Source organism: Brevibacillus porteri, assembly GCF_003013475.1.
Lineage (GTDB): Bacteria > Bacillota > Bacilli > Brevibacillales > Brevibacillaceae > Brevibacillus > Brevibacillus porteri.
The window spans coordinates 91,274-117,903 of sequence record NZ_PXZO01000020.1 but is presented as its reverse complement, the minus strand read 5'-3'; the positions used below and the strand labels follow the sequence as shown (position 1 = coordinate 117,903).

23 protein-coding genes are annotated in these 26,630 nt (G+C 46.9%); 6 read left to right on the top strand and 17 right to left on the bottom strand.

The window, feature by feature from the left end:
- Positions 1-64 precede the first annotated feature (64 nt).
- The 6 genes from C7R92_RS12765 to C7R92_RS12740 form a co-directional block, all read right to left on the bottom strand.
- A complete protein-coding gene (locus C7R92_RS12765) occupies positions 65-1,039 on the bottom strand; it encodes an aldo/keto reductase (protein WP_106834496.1) in 975 nt (324 codons plus the stop codon).
- A gap of 612 nt (positions 1,040-1,651) precedes the next feature.
- The gene (locus tag C7R92_RS12760) at positions 1,652-2,788 is read right to left on the bottom strand and encodes a M20 family metallopeptidase (RefSeq protein WP_106834495.1); all 1,137 of its coding nucleotides are present in this window, start codon (positions 2,786-2,788) and stop codon (positions 1,652-1,654) included.
- Between the two features lie 12 nt (positions 2,789-2,800).
- Positions 2,801-3,601: an ABC transporter permease gene (locus tag C7R92_RS12755; protein ID WP_048031089.1), complete on the bottom strand. Its 801-nt coding sequence runs from the start codon at positions 3,599-3,601 to the stop codon at positions 2,801-2,803.
- Positions 3,598-4,440, bottom strand: coding sequence for an ABC transporter permease (locus C7R92_RS12750; protein WP_106834494.1), 843 nt, complete (start codon positions 4,438-4,440; stop codon positions 3,598-3,600). Before C7R92_RS12750 ends, C7R92_RS12755 begins: the two co-directional genes overlap by 4 nt.
- Before the next feature lie 3 nt (positions 4,441-4,443).
- A complete protein-coding gene (locus C7R92_RS12745; RefSeq protein WP_017249735.1) occupies positions 4,444-5,538 on the bottom strand; it encodes an ABC transporter ATP-binding protein in 1,095 nt (364 codons plus the stop codon).
- An 8-nt stretch (positions 5,539-5,546) separates the two neighbouring features.
- A complete protein-coding gene (locus tag C7R92_RS12740; protein WP_106834493.1) occupies positions 5,547-6,665 on the bottom strand; it encodes an ABC transporter substrate-binding protein in 1,119 nt (372 codons plus the stop codon).
- Positions 6,666-6,866: 201 nt separating this feature from the next.
- On the opposite strand from C7R92_RS12740, the gene C7R92_RS12735 reads away from it, so the two are divergent.
- Positions 6,867-7,628, top strand: coding sequence for an IclR family transcriptional regulator (locus tag C7R92_RS12735; RefSeq protein ID WP_017249733.1), 762 nt, complete (start codon positions 6,867-6,869; stop codon positions 7,626-7,628).
- Between the two features lie 390 nt (positions 7,629-8,018).
- Here the strand turns inward: C7R92_RS12735 and C7R92_RS12730 are convergent, their stop codons facing one another.
- Positions 8,019-10,640 (bottom strand): S8 family serine peptidase, encoded by a 2,622-nt coding sequence (locus tag C7R92_RS12730; protein ID WP_106834492.1) that lies wholly within the window; start codon positions 10,638-10,640, stop codon positions 8,019-8,021.
- Positions 10,641-11,045: 405 nt separating this feature from the next.
- Here C7R92_RS12730 and C7R92_RS12725 point away from each other — a divergent pair, with 405 nt between their 5' ends.
- Positions 11,046-11,582 (top strand): hypothetical protein, encoded by a 537-nt coding sequence (locus tag C7R92_RS12725; RefSeq protein ID WP_106834491.1) that lies wholly within the window; start codon positions 11,046-11,048, stop codon positions 11,580-11,582.
- An 89-nt stretch (positions 11,583-11,671) separates the two neighbouring features.
- On the opposite strand, the gene pdxR is transcribed toward C7R92_RS12725, so the two are convergent.
- The 7 genes from pdxR to C7R92_RS12690 form a co-directional block, all read right to left on the bottom strand.
- Positions 11,672-13,129 carry a MocR-like pyridoxine biosynthesis transcription factor PdxR gene (gene pdxR, locus C7R92_RS12720; RefSeq protein ID WP_106834490.1) on the bottom strand — a complete coding sequence of 486 codons (1,458 nt, stop codon included), beginning with the start codon at positions 13,127-13,129 and terminating at the stop codon, positions 11,672-11,674.
- 71 nt (positions 13,130-13,200) lie between these two features.
- On the bottom strand, positions 13,201-13,908 hold the full coding sequence (locus C7R92_RS12715) for an ABC transporter ATP-binding protein (protein WP_069847329.1): 708 nt from the start codon (positions 13,906-13,908) through the stop codon (positions 13,201-13,203).
- Positions 13,909-13,922: 14 nt separating this feature from the next.
- Complete coding sequence (locus C7R92_RS12710; protein WP_106652489.1) at positions 13,923-14,699, bottom strand: ABC transporter ATP-binding protein; 777 nt, start codon at positions 14,697-14,699, stop codon at positions 13,923-13,925.
- Positions 14,700-14,720: 21 nt separating this feature from the next.
- Complete coding sequence (locus tag C7R92_RS12705) at positions 14,721-16,004, bottom strand: branched-chain amino acid ABC transporter permease (RefSeq protein ID WP_106834489.1); 1,284 nt, start codon at positions 16,002-16,004, stop codon at positions 14,721-14,723.
- 9 nt (positions 16,005-16,013) lie between these two features.
- Positions 16,014-17,060 (bottom strand): branched-chain amino acid ABC transporter permease, encoded by a 1,047-nt coding sequence (locus C7R92_RS12700; RefSeq protein WP_017249727.1) that lies wholly within the window; start codon positions 17,058-17,060, stop codon positions 16,014-16,016.
- A 61-nt stretch (positions 17,061-17,121) separates the two neighbouring features.
- Positions 17,122-18,357, bottom strand: coding sequence for a branched-chain amino acid ABC transporter substrate-binding protein (locus tag C7R92_RS12695; protein ID WP_106834488.1), 1,236 nt, complete (start codon positions 18,355-18,357; stop codon positions 17,122-17,124).
- Positions 18,358-18,580: 223 nt separating this feature from the next.
- Positions 18,581-20,338, bottom strand: coding sequence for an adenine deaminase C-terminal domain-containing protein (locus C7R92_RS12690; RefSeq protein WP_106834487.1), 1,758 nt, complete (start codon positions 20,336-20,338; stop codon positions 18,581-18,583).
- 193 nt (positions 20,339-20,531) lie between these two features.
- Between C7R92_RS12690 and C7R92_RS12685 the strand changes: the two genes are divergently transcribed.
- From C7R92_RS12685 to C7R92_RS12675, 4 genes are all read left to right on the top strand, one after another.
- A complete protein-coding gene (locus C7R92_RS12685; protein ID WP_106834486.1) occupies positions 20,532-21,071 on the top strand; it encodes a YgaP family membrane protein in 540 nt (179 codons plus the stop codon).
- A gap of 18 nt (positions 21,072-21,089) precedes the next feature.
- The gene (locus tag C7R92_RS33135; protein WP_017249723.1) at positions 21,090-21,224 is read left to right on the top strand and encodes an EYxxD motif small membrane protein; all 135 of its coding nucleotides are present in this window, start codon (positions 21,090-21,092) and stop codon (positions 21,222-21,224) included.
- A gap of 171 nt (positions 21,225-21,395) precedes the next feature.
- Positions 21,396-21,779 carry a MarR family winged helix-turn-helix transcriptional regulator gene (locus tag C7R92_RS12680; RefSeq protein WP_106834501.1) on the top strand — a complete coding sequence of 128 codons (384 nt, stop codon included), beginning with the start codon at positions 21,396-21,398 and terminating at the stop codon, positions 21,777-21,779.
- An 11-nt stretch (positions 21,780-21,790) separates the two neighbouring features.
- Positions 21,791-22,999, top strand: coding sequence for an MFS transporter (locus tag C7R92_RS12675; protein WP_106834485.1), 1,209 nt, complete (start codon positions 21,791-21,793; stop codon positions 22,997-22,999).
- 80 nt (positions 23,000-23,079) lie between these two features.
- On the opposite strand, the gene C7R92_RS12670 is transcribed toward C7R92_RS12675, so the two are convergent.
- From C7R92_RS12670 to purD, 3 genes are all read right to left on the bottom strand, one after another.
- A complete protein-coding gene (locus C7R92_RS12670) occupies positions 23,080-23,925 on the bottom strand; it encodes a hypothetical protein (RefSeq protein ID WP_106834484.1) in 846 nt (281 codons plus the stop codon).
- Between the two features lie 81 nt (positions 23,926-24,006).
- Positions 24,007-24,990: a hypothetical protein gene (locus C7R92_RS12665; RefSeq protein WP_106834483.1), complete on the bottom strand. Its 984-nt coding sequence runs from the start codon at positions 24,988-24,990 to the stop codon at positions 24,007-24,009.
- A 308-nt stretch (positions 24,991-25,298) separates the two neighbouring features.
- On the bottom strand, positions 25,299-26,576 hold the full coding sequence (gene purD, locus C7R92_RS12660; RefSeq protein WP_106834482.1) for a phosphoribosylamine--glycine ligase: 1,278 nt from the start codon (positions 26,574-26,576) through the stop codon (positions 25,299-25,301).
- Positions 26,577-26,630: the final 54 nt, after the last annotated feature.

Here is a 26,630-nt window from a genome sequence, read left to right as displayed (position 1 = left end):
ATTCTAAGGGGTGCACTTCAGAGGCTTCGGGACTGGTCATATTAGTCGACAACTGACATCATTTTTACGGCAGACGATATACGGCAAATGGTTCCCCGTTTCGGTACGTGTCACTCAATCGGTCCAGCTCTGCCAAGGTCGCTGCATCCAACGTCAAAGCTGCACTTTGCAAATTATCCGTAAGCTGCTCTACACGGGTCGCGCCCACGATCACCGAAGAGACAGCCGGCTTGTGCATGAGCCAAGCCAAGGACAGCACACTGGAGGATACACCAACCTCCGCCGCTACCTGACTAATTTTGCGTCCAAACTCCAGCTTGTCTTCACTCAGCAACCGCACGAAGCGCGGCTCCTTGTCCGCCCGCGAACCAGCTGGGGCCTGTTCTGCGGAGGTATATTTACCTGTTAAAATGCCGCCAGCAAGTGGGAAGTACGGAATGATCCCCACCCCCTGGTCAAGACAAAGCGGTACGAGTTCACGCTCTGGTGTTCGATCCGCCAGCGAGTAGCTAACCTGCGTCGATACGTAGCGATTCAGCCCTTCCCGCTGACTGATGCCAATTGCCTTCATCAATTCCCAAGCCGCATAGTTGGAAGCCCCGATGTAACGCACTTTCCCAGATCGAACCATGTCATCTAGTGCGCGGAGTGTTTCTTCCAAAGGCGTCTCTGGATCAAACGTATGAATTTGATATAAGTCCACATAATCGGTGCGTAAACGCTTCAAGCTGTTCTCCAGCTCCAGCATCAGGTGGCAGCGCGATGAGCCTCTCTGATTCGGTCCTTCGCCTTTTACCAGACCAGCCTTCGTCGCCAAAACGACCTCGTGCCGCTTTCCTTCTAGCGCCAGCCCGATGATTCGCTCCGATTCTGTTTGCGTGTAAATATTTGCCGTATCAATAAAAGTAATCCCGCTTTCGATTGCGGTATGAATGATGTTTACAGACGTTTGCTCATCCGCACGCCCTCCAAATGAGTTCGTGCCTAATCCCAATGCTGATACCTTCAATCCACTGCCACCGAGTCGGTAGTATTTCATATTGTGATCGACCTCTTTTCATAATAGGAGTGCTCTTCCATTATCTCCTATTTGGGTGGAAATTTCATGGGCTCCCAATACTAGCGCATGATTCAAATTTGAAATACTCTAGTACCTAATTGTTTTCTAAGACTCTTTGTGCTAAATCAAGAGCAAAGCCTTCTCCTTGCTCAGGTGTGCCCTATGAGATATGCGGTCCTCATTTTAGGAAATGACTTCTGTAGCACAAATGAAAGTCTTGCATTTAATCTTTCTTGAAATAATGATGTGTGTGACTTAGTTATAAGATTCATATAGCCACCTCTCAATACATAAAGAAGCTTACTTCTACTTTTTTCGTTCGTAGTGGGAGTAAGCAGTTATTTGATACAATCTCGATTTTCAGAGCTATATGAAACATTCATCTGCAATCCAGACAGGCTCATTTAATTTCTTAGCACTTGATAACATCTTGCAAAGATCTACAAGTAGTTCCTTTGCCATCTCTTTTAATGGGGCTGTTCCTATTTTTTTCAGTTGCTCTACTATGTCTGATATCTAATCTATATACAAAAAGCACCTCCCAGATGCAACTTCACACGCATCAGGGCAGGTGCCTTTTCTCTTTTCTCTCTATACTTCCTCTATCAACCGCGCCAACAAGGTAGCGCGCGTCGATATTTCTCCCAGTTCGATCCATTCATCCGGCGAGTGGGCGTAGCCACCCTTTACACCAAGTCCATCCAGTGTCGGGACTCCGCAAGCAGCAGCGAAATTGCCATCGCTGACTCCACCCGTACCCGACTCTTCCAAAGCCATCCCTAGTTCATTGATGCTAATCGATTGTGCAAGGGAAAATAATTTGCCTGTCTCTTCGGTACGCTCCATTGGCGGTCGGCGAATGCCTCCCTTTACGCTGATGTTTGTTCCCGCGAGCACTGGCGTGAGTTCACTCATTACCTTCTCAATACGTAATGCCTCTTGCATCGAGATAAATCTCACGTCTACTTCTGCTTCTGCCGAGTCGGCTACAACATTGGAGCCAATCCCGCCCTTGATGACGCCCACATTGACCGTAGTTCCTTTTTCGTAATCGGTCAGGGCATGCAGAAATTGCACCTGTCTCGCCAGCTCTTCAATAGCAGAGACACCTTTTTGATGATCGACGCCAGCGTGTGAGGAAATGCCGCTGACTGCCACGGTAAAATGGGCGCTTCCCTTCCGCCATGTTTTGAGTGCGCCGCTCGGTTCGGTTGGTGGCTCCAACACAAAGCTCGCCACCGAACGCGCGGCTTCTTCTTCTACAAGTCGTCGAGAAGTCGGGCTGCCGATCTCCTCGTCACTGTTTAATAGGAGCACGATTTTTTTATCTGCAGGCAGGCGATCCAGCTTTACCAATGCCCGCATCGCAAACATGGCTTGCAAAACGCCCGCTTTCATATCGTATACGCCCGGCCCGTACGCTTTCTCATCCCGGATCGCAAATGGTCGGCGAGCTGCCTCTCCTTCTAGCCATACGGTATCGTAATGGCCAATGATGAGGATTTGCTTTTCTCCGTTGCCCAGCGTACAACGCACCTGATCGCCATACGTCTTATTCGGGATCAGCTCTGCTACTCCCCCTGTCAGCCGTTGAAACTGCAAAGCGAACCAGCCCGCCATGCGGTCGCCCAGCTGTTTGTCACGAGAAGGCGAGTCCATGTTGACGGCCTCTTCGAGTAGCTGTAGATAGTGGGACATATTCTCTTGTACATAAGTGTGGATTGACATAGTGCCTCTTCCTTAGTGAGATTGTGAATTGAGTCCGAACAGGCGCTCTAGTCCGTACACTTTTTCCAACAAGACGATGAACACCAGACTCAACAGGATGACCACCGAGGAGATCGAAGCCACCAACGGGTCAAGTGTTTCCTGCATATAGGTGAAAATCGCGAGTGGCAGCGTCGTCGTATCCGGTGCCACCAAGAATAAGGAAACCGTCACATTGTCAAACGACGTCAAGAACGAAAAGATCATCCCCGACACGATGGCCGGACGCAACAGTGGCAACGTAATATCCCAGAACACCCGAAACGGATGGGCCCCCAGCATGTATCCCGCTTTTTCCAACGTATAATCGAACGAGCTAAGCCCTGTGAGCACCAGCCTTACGACATACGGAATCGAGATCAGCATGTGCGCCAGCAAAAGCCCCGTAAACGTCCCCGCGATACCAATTCGTGTGAAAAACAGCAGCGCGGAAATCCCGATAATGAGCGAAGGAACAGTAAGCGGTGAAAGCATCAGAGCGTTGATGATGCCGCTCCCACGAAACTTGTATTTGGACAGCGCGAATGCAGCCAATGTCCCTATGAGAGTCGCCAAAATTGCTGTTACCGTAGCTAGCTTAAGACTGAACCACAGCGAATCGATGAACTCCGGTCGATCCAAAATCATTTCATACCACTGCCACGAAAACCCTTCCGGCGGAAATCCGAGATATCCTGCTGCGGTAAAGGAGCTCGGGATGATGACCAGAAACGGCAGATTAACCAAAACAAGCACAAAGAATGTGATGAGTCCGAGTACGTTTATTTTTTTCATGACGCAAACACCTCTTTATACCGCTTGGTTTCAATCAGCTTCGTATACAAAGTCACCAATAGAATCGTGCTACCCAGAAGCAGGAAGGCAAGTGCCGCACCCAAAGGCCAGTTCAGTGTCGCCATGATTTGCTCATAGGCGATGACAGGCATGACCTTCACGGACGTTCCACCCATCAAGGCAGGTGTTACAAAAGCACTCATCGACAAGCTGAACACCAGTGTCGTACCAGCAATCATCCCCGGCAAGCACAAGGGTAATGTCACACTGAAAAACGTACGTGCGCGGGAAGCCCCCAAAATCGATGCCGCCTTATTCAAGGACGAATCGATGGCATACAAGCTGGTTGCAATCGCCAGAACCATGTAGGCAATAAAGGAATCCGTCAGACCGATCACAATACCCAGCTCGTTGTACAACAGCCGCAATGGTTGATCGATCAACCCCAGACTCATCAATGTTTCATTGATCCACCCTTTTTCCCCCAATACCACTACCCAACCGAAGTTGCGAATAACAACACTGATGAGGTGAGGGGCTAGGATCAGCATCGTGACGATTCCACGCATTTTCCCTGTGGCCTGCGCCATGTACATCGCTACAGGAAATCCAAGCAAGAGGCACGCCAGTACCGTCCAGAGACTCACGCGAATTGTCCGCCAAAGAATCTCCAAGTAGTACGGATCTTGTACAAATAATGAATAATTGTGAAAAGAGAACGCCTGATTCTCATCCTGAAAGCTGAGCAAAAGCATCATCAGCATCGGAAGGATAAATACGCCAAGCAGCAAAATCATCGCAGGTGCTGTCAACAATGTAACCGAGAGACGCTTGCTCATCCGTCATCCCCTTCCTGCGGGCATGACCAGTACGTCGTCCGCGTTCCATTGACAGTAAACCGTTTGACCTTCTTGGCGGTCCACCGAACTATCGGTCATTTGGACTTTTACCGAAAGCGTATGCTCCCCGACCTTGACCTCACATTCTGTGTACGAACCCAGGAAGGAGGCAAGCTGCAAATGTCCTTTTACCCGATTCGCTTCCTCACTGACCGCTGTATCAGTCAGCTTGATTTTCTCTGGTCGGATAAAAATGATCACTTTTTCATGGAGTGCCACTGTTCGCTGTTGCTTTGCCGCCTTCACGAGCATTCCACCAGTCGTCCGCAGCGTAAGTACATCCCCGTCAATTCCGATGACTTCCCCTTCCAAACGGTTCGTCTTACCGATGAAGGTATGTACGAATTCAGATGCGGGCTGATTGTAAATCTCCAGCGGTGTACCGATTTGCTCCACGAATCCGTGATTCATAACCACGATGCGATCAGAGAGCGCGAGCGCCTCTTCTTGGTCATGTGTGACGAAAATAGTCGTAACGCCGATTTCGTGATGTAAGCGCTTTAACTCATCGCGCAGCTCTTCCCGAAGTTTGGCATCCAAGTTACTGAGCGGCTCATCCAAAAGCAGGAGCGACGGCTCAATAACAAGCGCCCGTGCAATCGCAATCCGCTGACGTTGTCCGCCAGAGAGCTGTTTCGGGTAGCGGTCTGCTACGTTTGGCAGCTTGACCAGGCCAAGTACACGATTCACACGCTCTTGCATTTCTTGCTTGCTCACTTTGCGTAATTTCAAGCCGTAGGCGATGTTTTCTGCCACAGTCATATGCGGGAACAGCGAGTACGTCTGAAACACCATTCCCAGTTCCCTTTTGTACGGAGGCACGCCATTCATTCGCTGCCCCTTGATCAAGAGGTCTCCGCCATCCGGGTCCAAAAAACCAGCAATCATATTCAAGGTCGTGGTCTTACCGCAACCAGATGGGCCGAGAAACGAGATGAATTCGCCTTGCTCCACCTGCAGGTTGAAGTTTTGAACCACGACATTGCTTTGAAATTTTTTCATGATGCCGCGCAGTTCAACGTCAATCACCTTGGTCACGTGAATACCTACTTTCCTGTTTTAGGTGCGATTTCTTTGTTAAAGCGATCCAACCAAGCAGATGTTTCCTTGCTCACTACGCTATAGTCGAAATCGACTACCTTTGTACGATCGAATTCCAATGTTTTCGCTACATCGTCTGGCAGCTTCACGGATGTTGCCGGATTGTAGTACAGCTTCGTTGCGTACATCGTTTGAATTTCATCTGTCAAAAGGAAATCGACGAATGCTTTAGCGGCTTTTGGACTCTTCGAACCTTTTACCAGCGTAGCTACGTTCGGTACGATGTTTCCGCCCTCTTCAGGGAAAACGAACTCCAATGGTACGCCTGCTTCTTTTTGTGTCAAGCTACGCGCCATTGTCCAAGTGGTGTACGCTGCGCTCTTGTTTTGCAGATTTTGCTGAAGCTGTGCTGCGCTCTTTGCAAAGGTCGGCATGTATCCTGCAATCGTTTCCATTTGTTTGAAGCCCTGTTCCATATTTTTCTCGGACCCGCCATTTGCGTACGCCAGCATGATCATCGCAGAGCGTCCGAAGTTGCTCGCTACGTCTGTCATCGTGATGTAGCCTTTCACTTCAGGCTTCGCCAGATCATTCCATGACTTCGGTACAGGCAAGCCTTTTTCTTTTACCAGGTCCGCATTGTAGGAAATCCCCATCGGCGTAAAGTTTACGACTACACCGCTATCCTCCGTCACATGCAAATCTTCCGGTACGTTTTTCATGTTCGGAATATCTGTTGCGGATACGGTTTCCCACAAGCCCTCTTGGCGACCCTTCTCTTGCTCGCCGCCCTCAACGATGGTCAAGTCGATTTGCGGAGCATTTTTTTGTGCCTTAACCTTCGCTACGATGTCCGTAGAAACCCCGGAAACATAGGTCAGCTTTACATTCGGATATTTCTCGTTAAACTTCTTGAAGACTTCATCCTTCATCATCTTTTCAACGGTTGCGCCGTTTCCTGCTACTACCAGAGTGTCTTCCAGCTGAGCTTGTGCTTCGGTGCCGCTTTTGTTGCCAGCAGCCGGTGCAGGAGCAGATGTTTGTGGTGCGGATGAGCCACATCCAGCCAGCAAGGAACCAGTCAAAGCGAAAATGGACAAGACGGATAATGCCTTTTTCTTCATGTAAGTTCGACCCCCGATTGTCTGTTTTGTTCACGAATAGAGAACATCGTTTCCTATTAGAGAACGATAATGTTATACTAGCATAAAGATACAGACTATTCAAGGTAGTCGTAATAGCATCATCATTGCCCGAATTGCGAGATTGTCAGCATTGTTTCTTACACGTAAAATAAGGCTAATGTAAGCAAAGGAGACGTTTGTATGGACCAAGTATTGTCTTCTGTTCGAAATGGCTGTCGGCTGTTAAAAATATTTCTCGATTCGCCAAAGGAACTCGGGGTAACGGAGCTCAGCAAAAAGCTCCAGCTGTCCAAGGGAGCCGTTCACAAGCTCCTGTCCACGCTGGAGTCTGAAGGCTTTATCCGCCAAAATGAAAAAACCAAGCAGTATACGCTTGGCTACACGCTTTTGGAGCTGGGCACTAAGGTGCTCACGAATCACGATATCGTTGATTTTTCCAAACCGTTCTTAGACCAGCTTGTCTCACGGACAAACGAATTGGCGGTCTTATGTGTACAAGATTCCAAGGACGCGATTTATGTAGCCAAAGAGGATTCACTTCACCCTGTTCGGTTTACCGTAGAATCCTTCCGGCGTTTTCCCCTTTACTCTACCTCCGCCGCCAGGGTTTTGCTCGCCTATCAGCCGGAGGAGTTTCAGGACGAGATATTGCAGGAACATCCCCTGAAAAGCTACACGCCTCATTCGTACACGTCGGTCGAGCAAATCAAAGAGGACTTGGTGACGATCCGCGAGAGAGGTTATGAAATCAGCTCGAATCGACGTAACACAGGCGTGACCGGAATCGCTGCCCCGATTTTTGATTCGACTGGACACATAACTGCATCCGTCAGTGTCATCGGTCCCTCTGACCGCGTGATGCCGAAAAAAGACGAGATTTTACAAGAAACGCTCGCGACGGTACGTGCGATGTCGGCACAGCTAGGGTATCGAATGTCTTGAAATCAGTTTAAGAAGCCATGAAAAAACCTCCTGTTCATTAGGCTGCTCTGATGATAGGAGGTTTCTCTTTATGTTGACTCACCCAGCACCCGCTGTAGATGAAAGCGCCCGACGCACAGCGGGCTCCTGCTCATCTCCTCGCTGTTCAAAATGCCAAACTGTAGCGGCGAGACGAGAATCAGCCAGTCCACGATTCCGTGCGAAATCAAACCGATAGCGGCAAATTTCGCTTCATTATCTCTAAAGCCCTACTTTCGGTTCAGGTCTCTTGCTCTTGCCATTACATCACCACCACCATAGTTATGTTATGTAAATAGAAAAAGAGCCCAAGATTAATTGGGCTCAGAAATAAAGATATTAGATATTTTATAAAACTCAAGAATCGTTTATTTACCTCCAACTGACAACGATATTATCTATTCCCGTAACCCAAGTACTCGAAGTAGAAGAAGCTCGAATTTCGATAGCCTGGTTACCCGTGCCAAGATTTATTGTTTGTGTTCTCCATTGGACGTCTGATTCAGTAAATGTGTGTTTCAAAATTCCATTAACGAAAACTTGAGTATGATAAACGCCACTACTACCTCCAAAAAGCATTCCTTTGTGGTCAAGTTTCAAAGTTCTCGAGGTAGTTCCAGATGGGATATCTACATTTAGTGTTACACTTTTTGAGCCAGTGGAATCAGCAACAATTGCTGAAATAGAGCCTACAGAAGAATCATATTCCCATCCACCAAGTGATAGGTTCAATCGCGGATCAAAACTACCATCCGAAAAGTCCTCCACTATAGTAATTGGTGTCACTCCCCCACTACTATTTGTTGTACCAGTAGCATATGATGATTGTGGTCCTGTTCCATAACTATTTACACCAGCAACCTTATAATAGTATGTTGTGTTAGAAGATAACCCTGTATTTGTGTATGGAGAGGTTACACCAGATGCAACAAGCGAGTACGTCCCAGACGGTGATGCGCTACGGTATACATTAAAACTTGTAGCACCTGTAGCAGACATATTAAGTGTCAGGCTAGATGTACTTGGTGAACCTATTGATACGCTAGCTGTACTCGGGACAGAACCAACGGATGGAGCTGTAATGTTTAGCGTAATTGGTCCATACTTACCTGCTCCATGGTTATATCCGTAGACTTTCAAATATACCACTTGACCAGCAGATAGATTATATGTGATTTTCGGTTGCGAACTGCCTGCGCTGTCGTCATCTTGTGCCAAGATGTTTTGGGAACTATCGAGTAGTTGCATGTAAGAATCAAACGATGCCGATGTTGTGAAATTATAACTTCCTGTGCTTGATGCAGTGTATTTGAAGTATAGATCTTTTGTATCCTGCAAGGTTCCGCTTGCAGTTGTTCCAGAAACCACTATTGGGTTGGTAAAAGAATCTCCTAGAGTTCCTCCGCCGCTTCCACTAGTAGTAAAGTTTACAGAAATGCTGTCAATAAATACCGCATTTAAACCTAGCGAATAGGATTCGTACTTATCCCACCGAAGTTCTACGAGATACTTTCCGCTTGGTTGTAAGGGAAGCGTATCAGTTTCATAGTTGGACTTAATTCTGCTCGCATATGTTAAAGGCCTTCCATTAACAGTCACAAGCATATTATCAGTCGCTCTGCAATCACTCCTATGTGTAATGCTAATCTGAGGATTCACTGCATTTGCTGGCACCTGGAAAGTGAAACGGCTAATACCCGTTCCTGTATTGGAATATGCGGGAGTTCTTAATACTGTCCGGCCACTATCAGTTCCGATTACAAAATCACCCGAAAGATTAAAATTAAAGTTTGAATCAGAGAAATCTTCCGTTGTAGATGCTGTCAGAACCGGATATTCTAGTGTGTTTGATGGTAGTAGTGATGCCGGAAGGCCAATCAGCCCAACACCATACTCGTTCGTTGTCCCATAAGGAGTGGCACCCTCATACAATTTATCCCTCAGTTGTTTTGCAGTGTAATTCGGATATGCCTGTTTTAGTAACGCCATTACACCAGTAGCGAACGGAGTTGCACACGACGTTCCACTATAGTGGTAATTATAACCGCCAGACTTACTAGTAGTCACCAATCCTGTAAAGCTTGCTATATCCAAATAGGGTCCAGTACCTGAATAATTTGCTCGGGTTAAGTATGGAGCGTCAGAGTATATCTCGACAGCTCCAGCAGCAACGACCTTATCGTAATGTCCAGGGTATCTTACTGTGTCCTTGGTAACATCTCCATTTTTATCTGGATAGTTACCTGCAGCAGCTAAGATGGGAATACCTTTGGCCTCTAGTGCATCACAGGCAGCTTGTAGAGAAGTGCCTCCAGAGCTCAATTGTACATTACAAAGTACAACGTCAACATCCAAAGTCGCAGCATATTGGAGTGCTTCTGCTGTATAGGAAAGATTTGTATAAGCATCTTGAGTATCTCCTTCTTTTTGGTAGTAACAGTTAATAACGTGAATGTCAGAGTCATAAGCAATACCTTTTACATAGGAGCCATTATTGCGAGCTGCAATTACACCAGCACTACAAGTACCATGTCCATGATTATCTGGACTAACATCTGTTGCATCAGTAGAATCGGTTACCACGTTCCATGTACTAAGAGGCGTCGGTAGATCCGGGTGAGGAGTTACTCCGGTGTCAATAATTGCCACCTTTACTCCAGCACCAGTGTAGCCAGCATTCCAAAAGTTAAATGCTTGAGCTGTAGCATGTGCCCACGTTTCTACTTCAGTACTAGATGGACTTTCTGCCTCGGTGTCTTGGTCAATACTCTCAACAAGGTTGTGTGCTAGCAGTTGTTCAACCTGTTCATCATCAATATGAACTACAGCGAAACGATCAAAGGCTGGTGTACGGAATTTTTTTAGTACTTTACCTCCAAATTGCTTAATAATCTTGTCTTGCTCTTTCTCACTAACCCCGTCGATAAAGTTAACGATATAACGCTGGGCAATCTTTTTAGAACAATCTCTGTTCCGCAGTTCTTTTTTACTCATACTATCTCTCCTTCGACCTGTGTTTTATCTGATCCGTTGGAAGATTTTGACCAGAATGCAAACAGAAAAGCCACCCGGCGCCCCGAGTGGCTTATTTCCTATTTGCTTGTCTCCATTTTATCAGGAAGTCCTGTTCTCTCGCTGAATTTGCTTGGAGTGTAAACATTTGTAACTAAGTGTAAGCCTAGTAAACTTATCCTATTGAGTGTTAAAAGAAGACCTGTCACACCCAGAAAACTAACTCTGCAGGACTGATGCTCCACTTTAAAGCATCGGCTCCTTATACTTCACTCTAGAAATATTATGTTAAATTTTTCATCTTGGGGCGAAACGGTCTAGTCAGTTTTTCGTCTTACTAATTGTGTATTGTGTTACATGTAACTAGAAAGGAGATGACATCCTGTTATGAGAAAAACATATTTGCTTCTTTCTTCTTTGCTATTCTGTTCATTGTTTGTTACTGACGCTCATGCAGTTTCACCCCAAGGAGCGGTTGCACCTGTTCCTCCCCAAGTACTTGTTCCAACAAATAGCAAGGATAAATACGGAAATACCCATGAAAAATCAATGGCATATGTGAAAACGTTACAAGTGAAAAATGGAAAACTATTTGTCTCGCTTGACTATATTCAATGGTTTTTCGGTGAGGCAGGAGCAAAAGCTTATCGCCAAGATCATCCATTAGAAAAAGAGGACTATCCAATGCCCTATTACATTCGTAATAACAGTCCTAAAATTAGAACGTTTGAAGTTTCTCCAAAAGCTTCCTTTACTCTTCAAACCAACTCTATAAAAGATGACAATTTCAATTGGAATGAATCAGTAAACACCGATACTTTTAAAAAGTTCGTGCTATCCAAGGGAATTCCTTATCATCTACCATTCCACATTGAAGTAACGAATGGAATCATCACAAAAATTACAGAACAGTACGTCCCTTAATTATTAGCAGCATTCCCTTTCTGGGATGCTGCTTTTCATTTTTTCTCTTTTGTTAAACCGGGATCGCACGATTCGCGATTCTCCCTGTTCTATTCCTCGCCCATGTCCTTGTGCAAATAAGGCTCCCATGCACGTTTCAACAGACAAACGCCACCCTCAATCTCCTCGATGGTCTGCCCCCCGAAGCCGAACTGAAAAGCCGGAAGTCCATTTTCCTGCGGATGAACCCATTTATGTGCGGTTGGATAGACACGAACGCCTGATGCAGCCGCAATTTGCTTCAACTGTTGCGGAGTGCTCTCACTTTTCACTTCTACCGTTACGGACAGCCCGGCATCCTGACCTTTGATCTGGATGTACGCCCCGAAGTGTTCCTGCAAGCACTGAAGTAGAGCCCCATGCTTTTTGCGGTAAAGCGTCCGCATCTTGCGAATATGCCGTTCCCAATCGCCATTTTTCATGAACAAGGCCAGCGTCTCCTGATGAATTCGTGAAGCAGACTGGTCAAAATCCGCCAATTTCTCCTGAAACACCGCCAATAACGTTTGTGGCAAAACCATATAGCTCATCCGAATCGACGGCAGCAACGCCTTGGAGAACGTCCCTAAATAAATGACGCGTCCCTGCGTATCGAGCCCTTGAAGGGAAGGAATTGGCTTGCCATGATAGCGAAACTCACCATCGTAGTCATCCTCCATGATGTAGCTCCCTGTCTGATTCGCCCAGTGTAGCAGCTTTAGCCGTTTGGCATACGGCATGACAATTCCAGTCGGGTCCTGATGAGACGGAGTGATATAAACCAGCTGCGCTCCACTCTCATTGAGCGCTTCCACATCAATCCCATCCTCCGCCAGCCTGATCGGGCGTACATCATAGCCCAAATGAGAAAACACGGCACGAACACCGTGATAGCCCGGCTCTTCCATCGCAACAGCCTGTCCTCGTGTCCCGAATAAGAACCCCAATAAGCTGATCATCACTTGCGTCCCCGCACCGATCACAATTTGTTCCGGCGTAGCTTGTACACCTCGAGCACGTCCGAGATAGCGTGAGAGCTCCTCCCGCAGCTGCGGCTCGCCTTGTTGGTCACCGTAGTAGAGTACATGCTTGTTTTCTTCCTGCATGCATTGATTGGTGTACTTGCGCCATCGGTCAAAAGGAAAATGCTCGGCATCTACGCGTGCTTGGTGAAAATCATATTGAACTGGGACTGGTGAGGTCGTAGGTGGAGGCGTTTGGACGTGAACCGTTTTAACTGGTGGCTGCCCTTTCCCTGTGGGTACAGGCATTGGCCCATCCCAATCCACATCGACCACATAAAATCCGCTGCGCTCCCGACTCTCGATATAGCCTTCTGCCATGAGCTGGTGATACGCGCTTTCGACTGTCGTTTTACTTACATGCAAAAATCCACTCAATGCCCGAACAGAGGGCAGACGCGTCCCGGAGATCAAGCGCCTCCCTTGTATTTCTGTACAAAAATAGCGATAAAGCTGTAGATAGAGAGGCTCGCTCCCTTCTACAAAGCGGGGACTAATATCAAGCAAGCTACATCCTCCTCGCTGACGAAATGAAAAACCGACGGAGACAAAAATCCCCATCGGTACTCACGTTTCTATTACGCCAAATACGCCTCTCTTACCTGCGGATTCATCAATAATGTCTGGGCGTCGTCTTTCAAAATAATTTCGCCTGTCTGAATCACATAACCGCGATGCGCGACAGACAGTGCCTGATTCGCATTTTGCTCGACCAAGAGAATCGTCATGCCTTCCTTGTTCAGCTCCGTAACGATGTCAAAAATCTGCTCCACCAGAATAGGCGCCAATCCCATCGACGGTTCATCGAGCATGAGAATTTTGGGCTTCATCATCAGTCCACGAGCAATCGCCAGCATTTGCTGCTCGCCCCCGGACATCGTGCCACCTTTTTGATTTACCCGTTCCTTCAGCCGTGGAAAGTAAGCAAAGGCACGCTCGATTCCTTCTTCGATCACCTTTTTATCAGATACACTGAAGGCACCCATCTCCAAATTCTCGCGTACGGTCAGCTTAGGAAAAATGCGGCGACCTTCCGGAACGTGGGCGATTCCTGCTAAGGCAATATCATGTGTACGCATCTGCGTAATATCTTTGCCATTAAAGATAACTTTTCCTTCTTTGGCACGAGTCTGCGCACATATCGTTTTCAACGTGGTCGATTTACCTGCCCCGTTGGAACCAATCAGTGTCACCACTTCGCCCTCGTTTACCGTCATGCTCAATCCTTTTAATGCGTGGATGCCGCCGTAATACGTATGAACGTTAGTCAGCTCTAGCAATGCCATCGATTTTCCTCCTTCTACGACACGTCCGACGCACTTTTTCCGAGATAGGCCTCAATGACGTTAGGGTTATTGCGGATTTGTTCGGGTGTTCCTTCTGCAATTTTTCTCCCGTAATCCAGCACGTGAATGTATTCGCTAAGTCCCATGACCAACTTCATATCATGCTCGATCAAGATAATCGTCAAATCGAGCTCTTTTTTCAGCCGACGAATAAAATCCGTCATCTCAACCGTCTCGCGAGGGTTCATCCCTGCCGCTGGTTCATCGAGCAAAATGATTTGCGGATTGGTCGCCATCGCCCGGGCAATTTCCAATCTTCGTTGTAACCCGTAAGGCAGACTCCCTGCTGCTTCATTGGCAATATGCGCGATCCCGACATACTCCATGAGCTGATAAGCCTCGACGCGCGTCCGCTCTTCCTCCTGGCGTACCCGTTTGGAGTTGAACAAGATTCCGAGAATTCCAGCCGATAAGCGGCTATGCACGCCCACCATGACATTTTCCAATGCCGTCATTTCTTTGAACAGACGAATGTTTTGAAAAGTACGGGTGATACCGCGACTCGCGATCTGATCAGGACGAAGCTTCTTGATGCTTTTGCCGTTCAGTAGGATTTCTCCCTCGTCTGGCTCGTAAAATCCGGTAATCATATTGAAAAAAGTCGTTTTTCCAGCCCCATTCGGTCCGATGACAGCCGTAATGCTACCTTTTTCGATCCCAATCGAGACGTCTTGATTGGCTACCAAGCCACCAAAGCGCTTCGTTAAATTTTTTGCCTCTAACAATGCCATGCTCATTTCCCTCCTCGTCCGCTATGACTGTTTTCCAGAAGCCAATTGGGACAGTTTACCGAGAATCCCCAGCTTTTCTTTGCCAAACTCGCTATTTTTGATCGCATCGAGATCGTTTTTCTTCCGTTTGGCCGGAATCAATCCGTTAGGGCGATACAAGGCAACGAGAATGAGCATAATTCCGAAAATGAGTCGCTGGAACTTGGATGGGTCCAACTGGTTAGGCAAACTGATGATCCCCGCATTTTGCAGACCGTGCAGGAAGTTGGAGAATTCTTTTAACAGCTGTACCTGCAAGATTGTGACAAAAGCGGCACCAAGCACAACCCCTGGTATGCTGCCACTACCACCCAGAATGACCATGACCAATATCCCGATCGATTCCATCAGCGTAAAGGAGGTCGGATCGATAAACGTCTGCTTGGCCGCAAAGATAACACCGACGACACCAGCAAAGGAAGCACCCAAGGCAAATGCAGCCAGCTTGGTATTCAACAGGGAAATCCCCATAGACTGGGCAGCCAGCTCATCCTCACGTACCGCAATCCATGCACGGCCCAAACGAGAATGCTCAAAGCGTATATTCGCCAAAACGATAAAGGCAATCACAAACAACACGATGAAGTAAAAGTAAAACGGCGTCCCCATTTTGATCCCAAACAACTCTGGAGACGGAATCGGCGTGATTCCCTGCGGACCGTTGGTGATGTTGATGGGCTTATCCAGGTTGTTGAAAACAATGCGAATGATTTCACCGAAGCCCAAGGTCACGATCGCGAGGTAATCTCCTTTTACTCTGAGAACTGGCAATCCTAGCAATATTCCGAAAACAGCAGCCACAATCAAGCCGACTATGAGAAATGGCCAAAACCACTCACCGGATAGCGGGAACAGGTTCCCTGCAATAAACTCATTCGCTTGCGAAGTCGAGAAAATCGCGTACGCATAAGCCCCAGCAGCAAAAAACGCGACGTAACCCAAGTCAAGCAGACCAGCAAAGCCTACTACGATATTCAGGCCCAAAGCCATCGCTACATAAATGCCTACCTGTGATGCTACCTCCATGTAGTAACGGTTTTCACCGGCTACCAACGGAATGATCAGGAGGAGAACGATAGCGCCAATCACCATCTTGATCGTCTTTGAGGTATTGGTGTAATAGACAAGCACAATGGAAGAAAGAATACCGAGAAACGCAATGACCGATTTATCCATAAGGTACAACGCGGCAGAAAAAGCTACAATCCAAATCAACGTGAATACCAGCGGAATGCCTTTAAACGATTTCCAAGCGAGATTTGCCATTTATTTCACCTACACTTTCTCTTTTACAGCTTCGCCAAACAGTCCTTCCGGCTTGAAGAGAAGCACGAGAATTAAAATACTGAACGCGAACACGTCTTTGTACTCTGCACCAAAGGCTCCGTTGGTCAACGGCCCCATAAAGGCACCGGACAGGGATTCCAGAAGACCGAGGAGTACGCCACCGATCATCGCACCACGCAGGTTCCCAATCCCGCCGAGTACGGCAGCTGTAAATGCTTTTAATCCAAGAATAAAACCGATATACGGATCGATCGTCCCGTAGTTTTGCGCAAACAGAACACCTGTAGCGCCACCCAGGCTGGAGCCAATCAAAAACGTAAGCATGATTACTTTGTTTACATTTATGGTCATCAGCGAAGCCGTACTCTGGTCTTGTGCGACGGCGCGCATGGCGATTCCCCATTTTGTTTTATTCACAAATAACGTCAACGCAATCATCATGACGATCGCAATTACAATTACGATCAATCCTTTTGTTGGAATCGTAGCAATACTTCCTAATGGAATCGAACCTGTAAAAAGAGCGGGACTGTTCAGATAAAACTCATTACGAGCCAGTGCTTCTGTAAAACGTACGAGGTCTTGCAGCAAAAACGATACGCCAATCGCCGAAATCAACGGCACAAGACGTGGTGCTCCGCGCAATGGTCGATAGGCAATCCTCTCAATTCCTACCCCCAAAGCACCAGTTAATACCATGGCAATTATGAGTGTTATGAAAAGTGCGACAAATGGATTCATACCTTCAAGTGCCCCTAGCGCATCAGAGATCAATAATACCTCTGTACCGATAAAGGCTCCGACCATGAAAATGTCTCCATGGGCAAAGTTGATAATTTCCAAAATCCCGTAAACCATTGTGTAGCCTAAAGCCACCACTGCGTACATAAATCCAAGTGTCAATCCGTCAACCAACACCTGCGGCAAAATATTGATCATGCTTTCCCATCCCTCATTTCTCTTGTAGACTTGTACAAATTTTCTGCATCCATTCCGTTGACTGGACTTGTTTTCTCGTGGAAAAGGGGCCAACACCGGCGTGCAGCCCCCTATCCTGATATGAGGCATGGGAGTGTGTGCGCGTTGTGTGGTGTGATTACTCGGCCTTGCCTACGAAAATGGATTTGTCCTTGTCAAACTTGTAAATGAATACATCTGCATTTGTGTTGTCACCTTTTTCATCAAAGGTAACCTTGGTGAATTGACCCTGAAAATCTTTGGTTTTGTGAACTGCATCGAGGACTTGCTCGCGGGTTGGTTTTTTGCCTCCGTTCGCTTTGGTCGCTTCCAAAACACCATTGAGGATGACGTTCATGGAGTCAAAACCGTAGACGGAATAGGTTTCCAGAGGCTTATTTGTGGCTTTTTTGTACTCTTCAGCCCATTTCTTGCCCTCTTCGGTTTGCGTTACGTCCCCTGCTACTGACGTAAAGACTACACCTTCGACAGCATCACCGGCTATTTTTATCATATCAGAAGAATCCAAGCCGTCGCCACCCATAAAATAACCCTTAAATCCTTTTTCACGAGCTTGCTTGACCATAATTCCACCTTCTGGATAAAGACCCCCGAAGAAGATGATGTCCGGTTTTTTCACCGTTACCTGGTTAAGTACCGCGCTGTAGTCCTTTTCGCCCTGAGTAATGCCCTCAAAGCCAAGGATTTGGACTCCGTCCTTTTCGAATTGCATCTTCACTTGATCGCTCAGACCTTGGCCGTATGCTGTCTTATCATGGATAATATAGGCCGTTTTTACGCCAAGTGTATTTTTTGCATAAAGAGCAGCCTTTGGTCCTTGTGCGTCATCGCGAGCACAAATTCGATGGACAGTTTTCTTGCCTTCCTCCGTGAGCTTCACCCCTGTATTGGCTGGGGATACCATGGTAAGCTTGCCTTCCTCGTACTTCACAGACGATGGAATCGCAACACCTGTGTTATAGTGCCCAACTACACCGTACACATCGGGATCAGAGATAAGCATCTCCGCATTGGATACCCCAATTTTCGGGTCACCTTGATCATCCTGAGGGAAAAGCTGGAGATCAAAGCCAAGTGCTTTAAACTCTTCCTTGCGCTTTTCGAGAGCGTAACCCGCGCCAGTCTTAATCGCATCTCCGACAGCGGAATTGCTCCCAGACAAAGGGGATTGTGTGGCAATTTTAATGAGACCACCCTCTGTCGTTCCGCCACTGCTGTTGCCTGGAGTAGATTGACTTTGCCCCCCGCTTGCGTTACTACCGCCGCTTGAATTACTGTTTCCTGCGCAACCTGTTAATGCCATACTCGCAGCCAATACCGCAGATAAAACCCCGACATAAGAACGCTTTTTCATTCAGAATGAATCCCCCTTTTATCATTCTTTGTTCTTGTTACCCAGTCCATCTACCTCGTTAGCCAGGTTGCGACTTTCAAAAATGATGACTCTTCGGGGATAAAGATAGATGAGGCTTGGTTGCTTTTATTTTAAAATAAATCTGATAATTTACAAGAAGTAAAATATTTTTTATGTACATATATCATTGATGCACAAACAAAAAAACAAAAAAAATACTCCCTTATGGTAAAGGGAGTGCCGGAACGACGATTTGCCCACTCTTAATGTCGACAATGCCATCTGCCGTCAGACGCGCATATGGCAAGTGAGTAGCGGTAAAAAACAGAATTGAATAAATTGGATCGAGATGGACATGGCCTTTGGCACGGAGCTGATTTACCAAATTTTCACCCATGCTGATCACTTCCTCCATCGGCGCAGACGTGAATTTTCCAGCAAGAGGCAATGGGCATTCGCAGATCATTTTTCCTTCATCGATCAGTACGACCCCGCCTTTTATTTCCCGAATACGCTCCAATGCTTGCGCCATCGCTTGGGGATTGCGTCCGATTACGATCCAATCGCCAGACGCGGAGTAGGTGCTGGCCAACCCTTCAAGCTGCTCACCAAAGCCACGAAGCACTGCCAATGTTCGATTGCCGCCAGTCGCATCGATGACGGCGATCAGCGCCAACTGCGGATCATGCTGCAAAGTTACATAACCATCCTTATCAACGGGCATGTCCTCTAGCGACAACCGCGTGATAACGGCATTCAGCATTTCCAAGACCGGGGCCTTCCTGTCTTCATCTGGCCGTAGACGGAACCATTCTGGATTGGCTCTCTTCGCCAAGGGATCTTGCAATTCCAACGAAGCTTCATCCCATTGTGGCTGAACCGTTGGAACAAGCAAGTTTCCATTTTCTGCTGCCAGTTGTCCATTTGCAATCACGATGGATGGTGTCGGTTGATCCTTTGCAGTCAACAATAGCATATCCGCGATTCGCCCCGGCGCAATTCCTCCGACCTCAGCGTCCAGCCCGTAATAGACAGCCGGGTTCAACGTCGCCATGACATATGCTTCCTCTGGCGGCATCCCCGCTTCGATGGCCACACGGATCGTACTATTCATGAACCCGTCACGATGCATCGGCGGTGTGCTTCCATCCGATGTCAGCATCATTCGTGATGACCACGGCACCCCCAGCGCAAGCCACCCTTTCACCAGCTCCGGCAGATCAGGGCGAATGGAGGAATGGCGCAGTGTCGCATACATGCCTAAACGGATGCGCGACAGCAAATCTGCTGCATGGATGGCTTCATGACAAGCTGTTACGCCAGCTGCTGCGGCAATGTTCAAGGTCTCGTAAGAAGCTCCCGGATGATGCCCTTCCATCCTTTTGCCTAAATCCCGCGCATGCTTCAAACCAAAAAGCAGCGTCTCATCCTCTTGTAAAACCCCGCCCCAATTCGTCAACTCCCCACCCTGGATCACTCTTGGATGCTCCAGCATTCGCGCCAAGCTTTCCTTGGTGAACGCCGGATGAGCCCTCCCTGTCTGCGGATCGAGTCTGCCCCAGAAAAATTGCTTCACCGGATGAGCTGCCAGAGAATCCATGATCGCTGCCGTTTGCGAAAAAGGAAGATGCATCAGCATCAGTGAGTCCGACACCATTCCAGTCGTTCCCGTTTGCAGAGCAAAGTCAGCCAACGTGTAAGGGTTATACCACTGAAACGGATGCGCGTGTGGCTCGATGTATCCTGGCACGAGATACTGCCCAGCCGCCTCCATGATCACGGTCTGGTCATCGATCAATGGCTCTTTTTCTCCTACATAAGCAATACGTTCTCCTGCCACTACGACGTGATGCTCTTGCCATTCTTTTGTGTACACATTGAGAACGCTTGCCCCTTTTATCCAGAGGCTTGCCGGTGCCTGACGTCTGCTCACGCGAATCATGTTCAAGTAATCACGATCTGATATGGCTCGTACGCGCATCATTTCTTCTCTCCTTGCTGGTCTGCCGATGTTTCCAAAAAATGAACGATCATTCATTGCTCTCTACAGCTTCGCCGCCCATAAAACATTCCCCTGCAAGCTTGGTGATGGTAGTAACAATTCCCACGGGTGTCTTGTCGTCCTTCATCGCAGACTATCGAATAGAAGTCATTGCGACAGGAGGACAACTCTCATGCATAAAAACGTAGGTAGAACGGATGCCATGATTCGTATGACTGGCGGTCTGTTAGGCTTGGCATACGGCATCGGAAGAATGAGTCGTCGCCCATACAATGCTCCATGGCTGCTCATGGCATTTTCAGCAATGAAAGTAGCAGAAGGGGCTACGCGCTTTTGTCCGATGTACGCAGCGATGGGCATCAATACGACAAAAGGGAATGGCATGCAGGGCATGATGGATCAGCTCAAGAAAAAAGGCGTGCAGATGGCGGTCAATCAGTTCACGCGTTCCATGAATATTGCGCCCATCAAAGACTCGAACGACAACCAAGATGATACGAGCAACACTTCAGCGACAACGAATAAGGCAAACATACAGTATTCTGCAAGCCCACAATCATCAGCGAACCAGAAAAAACAACCTATCGACAATCAGCAAAACGCGCAGCTTACTCCCGAGGATCAACTTCTCGAAAAGGCGGCAAGAGAGTTCATTTCATTTCGTTCCCAAGAAAATAACAACAGCAGCAATCGCTACCCCACGTACACATAAGGAGAGGAGGCACTGCATATGCTTGTCGGCTCCCAGATGTATGAATGGATGTCGCATAACTTCTTTGTCATTGCCATGATCATTGGCGTCATCGGCGTGATGGGATATTACTTCTTTCGAACGTCGAGAAGAAAAGGAAGGTATCGTCAGTAAAGGAAAAGCAACCAACCGCCTGTCATCGGGCGGTTTTTTCCATTTACATAATTACTTGTTATGCATATAATTGTCATTGCAAGTATTTTTGAACGAAAGAGGGTCATTCCCCTGATCGATCATTGGCAAAAAGAACCGGTTGGATTCCTCATTGGAAATACATACCGGAGAATGATTCATTATGTCTCCCTTTTTTTAAAGGAATTTGATTTGACCACAGAGCAGTTTGCCGTCCTGTATCGGCTACGAGAAGAAGAGGGCATCAATCAAAAAGAGCTGGCCCAGCGCTCAGCCAAGGATCAGCCTTCCATGACACGCATTTTAGATACACTCGCCAAAAAAGGCTTTATCGAAAAGGCATTGAGCGAACAAGACCGCCGTGCCTACATCATTACCCTTTCCCCGAAAGGACGGGAATGGATTGAGCAGGCGATTCCCGTAGAGGCTCATGCCGTTGCAGACATTTTGGAAGGGATCTCTCCTGAAAAGCTAGCCTTCTTGCGGGAAATCTTGCTGGAGATTAACGAGAACATCAATAGAAAAACGACAGACTAGGAGTGACAGCATTGGGAGAGAGTAGAGAGAGACTGTGGACGAGAGATTTTGTCCTGTTAACGGTATGTAATTTAATGTTGTTTCTCACTGTTCAAATGCAGACCCCAACATTCCCTGCCTATGTGAAGGAAGCGTATCAGGCCAATGATTTTGTCGTCAGCCTGGTCATTAGCTTGTTTTCACTTTCAGCAGTGGTCGCAAGGGTGTTTACTGGGGAAGCATTGAAAACGAAAAACAGTAAGATCTTGGCGATCGTAGCACTTGGATTCGTCGCGATTTTTAGCGCAGGCTATTACTGGGCGGGAAGCATTGTTTTCTTTCTTCTGTTGCGAATCTTGGTCGGCATCGGCTTTGGGATGGGTAGCACGACCTTTCCGACGATTGTCTCCAATGTGATTCCTGCCAAACGGATCGGCGAAGGCATGGGGTATTTCGGCTTATCGACCAGCTTGGCTATGGCGCTCGGCCCGATGATTGGACTTGGACTGTTGAACTCGTTTGGGTTTGGCTGGATGCTCATGGTTCTCGTGCTACTCGTTGCTATTATTTTTCCGTTGATGCATTTCATTCGTGCGTATAATCGACTTCCTGTGTCGACCGAAAACACGCCCTCCGTCACAGGCATTCGCCGGTTCTATGATAAAAAGCTGCTGCTTCCAGCTGGATTGAATTTTTGCCTATCCATTACGTATGGCGGGATTCTCAGCTTTTTGGCCTTGTACGGAAAAGAAGCCCACATTGAGAATGTTGGCTGGTTTTTCCTTACGAATGCACTGGCAATGGTGATGATTCGCCCTTTTTCCGGCAAGCTGTATGATCGCAAAGGGCACATTGCCGTCCTGCCTCCCGGTGCGATCTTCGTCGGGATCAGCCTCTTGCTCCTGTCCCTAACAACGACAGAGTCCTTGCTTCTCGTCTCTGCTGCCTTCTATGGACTTGGCTATGGCATGATTCAGCCATCTATTCAGGCGTGGATGGTGAAGGTCGTCACACCTGAGCAACGCGGCATGGCAAACGGACTGTTCTTTAATTCCATCGATCTCGGTATCGCAGTCGGCTCTGTGCTCCTCGGAGTCATCGCGACACATTCGAGCTACTCTGTCATGTACCGCTGGTCGGCAGCGTGCTTGCTGCTGTTCCTCATCGTTTATTTCCTTTCGCAGTTGGTTGCGGCAAAAGCGAAAAAGGCGGCCATTGCGAGTGAAAACGTTGGGATGTAGTTGAAACAACCTATTTTTCCCCAAAAAAGCTGCTCCCTATGAACAAATAGCTTCATGGGGAATCGCTTCTTACTCAAAATCTATGGACTAGTAAGTAGACTGCATTTGTAGCCTTCTGCATCCGGCTCATGATGAAAAATAATCGTCCAGGTCAATGTAGAGTCAAAGATATACAGATCAAAAGTAAAGCGGGTGTATGATTGTAATAATCGCTTGGTACTCAGCCTGAATACTTTATTTCGGGTGAAGTCTCTTCCAATCGAACTAACAGAATCCCAGAAAAATAATACTTCTTCTTTGTCATGAAGATAATCCTTTGCTTCTTGAGCTGTTAACCCCGTGGCTATCTCTCCCCGGATAAATTGCCACAAATAACCTTTGTTTAATTTTACGTACCGTTTATAAAAAAAATCCCTAACACAATCACCCTTGACGTTGAGAAATTTATGAATGTACTGCTCTCTCAACTGGATTGACACTTCTTTAGAAAGGATTGGTATGTTACGAATGTTCAATACATCTTCTCTATACTCAACTGGACGATATATGTGTACAGGAGTTGCAGACTCGTCTGTTAGCATGAGAGTTCTAAATTCAACCCTTTCGATATCCTCATAATTCGTCATTGCAAACAGATGATGCACATCATTGGTTTGGCTTTTATGGAGCATTGCAAAGGGACCAGAGGGAATCGTCACCACGACACACCCGTCAGGAACATGAGTGATGATACTTACTCGTTTACCTATCATTTGCTTTTGCGTAATCGAATTCCAAACTTCATAGTATAAATGACTGTCGACAACATTTTTAATTTCACACAATCTGGAATCCGGCGCTTGCATGAACTCGTCCGGATCATAGTAACAATCTACTTCAATACCAACTATAAAAAATGCTTCAACGTCAACAACCTTTAGTCGCACGGTATCTCCCCATTTTCCAGCAATTATATAAAAATGGCGTAACAGAAAATAGTGTTACGCCGAATCAATTAACCTATATTTTTACCAAGGGAAGAAATGATGTCCCTCTAATCTTTCCCACTTTCCATCAACCTTCTTTGTTAAATGGAAATGAGGAAGATTAGCTACCATCAGTCTACCATACCGATCAAAATAATGGGGGTCTTCGTATTCAAAATTATAGTTCTTCTGCGTTACAACTTTTTCTGCATAATTTTTGTTAACACTGAAGGTTTCCCTTCCCCTTCTTGCTTCTAATTGAGCCTGACTGAGAGTTAGAGGTTCAGAAACTATTATTCCACCATCGGAGTTTAAATAAGCCTTAAAATGTTTTTCTTTTTTCTTTTTTATTTGATATGCAACTTCTTCACTCATTGTAACACTTTTAGTCACAAATTTGATAAAAGATCTACCAAAGTATTCGCCTATTTCCTTAGCAAGGGCTCCTTGGTTTGCAACATAATCACCTACAAATTCACCTGTTATTACCGCTCCTGTAACAAGAGCTATAAAATCCCCAACAGGTATTGGGCCATCAATCGCAGCAATAACTCCCAATGCTGCTAAGCGTTTAAGTAACTGTTTCTCGGTTATTTTAATCCCAATCTCTTCTAATACTGTTAGAGCGTGGCTAGTCGTTATACTTCTGATCTCCACCTCTTCTGGGAATTCATTGTGGATCTGATAGTAATCATAATATTCTTTAGCAAGCGCATCTATACGCTCAAAGTCCCTCTGTAAATCTTCTTGATCTATATCCATCATATTATTATCGTTGTTCTCAGACTGCGTTGTCTTATCTGCATACTCATCAACAATTGAAACAATCTCTTCAAACAAGTAATCTTCGTTATCCCCCAAATATTCTTTTAACTTATTACTCAATTCTATGGAAGCTTCTGTACCCTCTTCTGACAATATGTCTATATATTGCTCAATTTCACTTCGCTGCATATAGGCGTCTTTCTCGTCGCTCGTCTTTGCAAAAATACTAGTAGCATTTCCGAATAACAATGCGATTACCATAAAAACTGTTATCCATCTTTGATTCTTAAACATAAATTCAGTTGATACTACATTTTGTAGTATTCAACCTTCCACCCCCTGCATTTAAATTATTTTATTGGTAAATAAACTAAATATTACCATATATATTTATACTACATTCTTTATCTTCGGTAAATAAACTTTGTATTTTTTGGAAAATTAAGTTATATAAGTAAGGAGTTTAAATCAATAAAATTTGACGCTAATGTGAACTCATTTGTCTTTCAAAAAAAAAAAAAAACTGTTCCCTAGTAGAATTTCCCACTAAGGAACAGTTTCTTTTGCTGTTACGATTTTTGCTGATACTTCATCGCTCGTGCCGCAATATCCGTGCGGTACTGCGCCCCATCAAACGAGATCCCTTGGACCTTCGCATACGCTGTCTCACGCGCTTGCGCCAAATCCGCTCCGGTTGCCACGACGCCAAGCACACGGCCACCGCTCGTAACGATGCCTTCCTCGGTTGCCTTCGTACCTGCGTGAAACACCGTAGCTCCCTCGTTTGCCTGACCCAGTCCCTGAATCAACGCACCCTTTGGATATTCTCCCGGATAACCCGGGGCTGCCATGACGACACAGACAGCACTTCCTTTTTGCCACGTCACATCAACTGCATCAAGCTCACCATTGATCGTCCCGACAAAAATATCGAGCAAATCTGTTTCGAGCAACGGCAAGAGCACCTGTGTCTCTGGATCGCCAAAACGCGCATTGAATTCCACGACTTTCGGGCCTTGCTCCGTAATCATCAGACCTGTGTAGAGAATGCCTTTGAACGGAATGCCATCCTTAGCCATCCCTGACGCCATCGGCTGGACAATCGTTTTGACGATCTCGTCTACCAGCTCAGCAGACATTTGCGGTACCGGAGCGTATGTTCCCATGCCGCCTGTATTGGGACCTCGGTCATCATTGAAGATTCGCTTATGATCCTGAGAAGTAATCATCGGCTTAACTGTCTCTCCATCGACGAAAGACAGCAGCGACAGCTCTTCGCCGAACATGCACTCCTCAATGACCACGCGCGCTCCCGCTTCACCAAAGACGCTTTCCTGCATGATCTGACGGAGTGCCTCTTCCGCTTCCTCCACTGTTTCTGCGACAACGACCCCTTTCCCCGCTGCCAAGCCGTCCGCTTTGACAACGATAGGAGCTCCCTGCTCTCGCACGTACGCACTCGCGGATTCGTAATCCAGGAACGATTCATAGGCAGACGTCGGAATCTCGTAGCGTTTCATTAAATTTTTCGCAAAAGACTTGCTGCCCTCGATCATTGCCGCTTTTTGGTTCGGGCCATAGATCGGCAGATTGCGCTCCTGGAAAAATTCCACAATCCCCGCCAGCAAAGGATCTTCCGGGCCAACGACTGTCAGATCAATTCCCTCATCTTTGACGAATTGAGCCAGTGCAGCAAAATCGAAAACGCCAATCGGCACGTTTTGTGCGATTTGGGCAGTGCCCCCATTTCCTGGCGCACAGTATACCTTTGTCACTTTAGAGCTCTGCAACAGCTTCCAGGCAATCGTGTGTTCTCGACCGCCACCGCCGATCACTAATATTTTCATCGTATTTCCTCCTGTGTGAGAGGTAATCCACTCTTAAGTACGTGATAAAAAGCG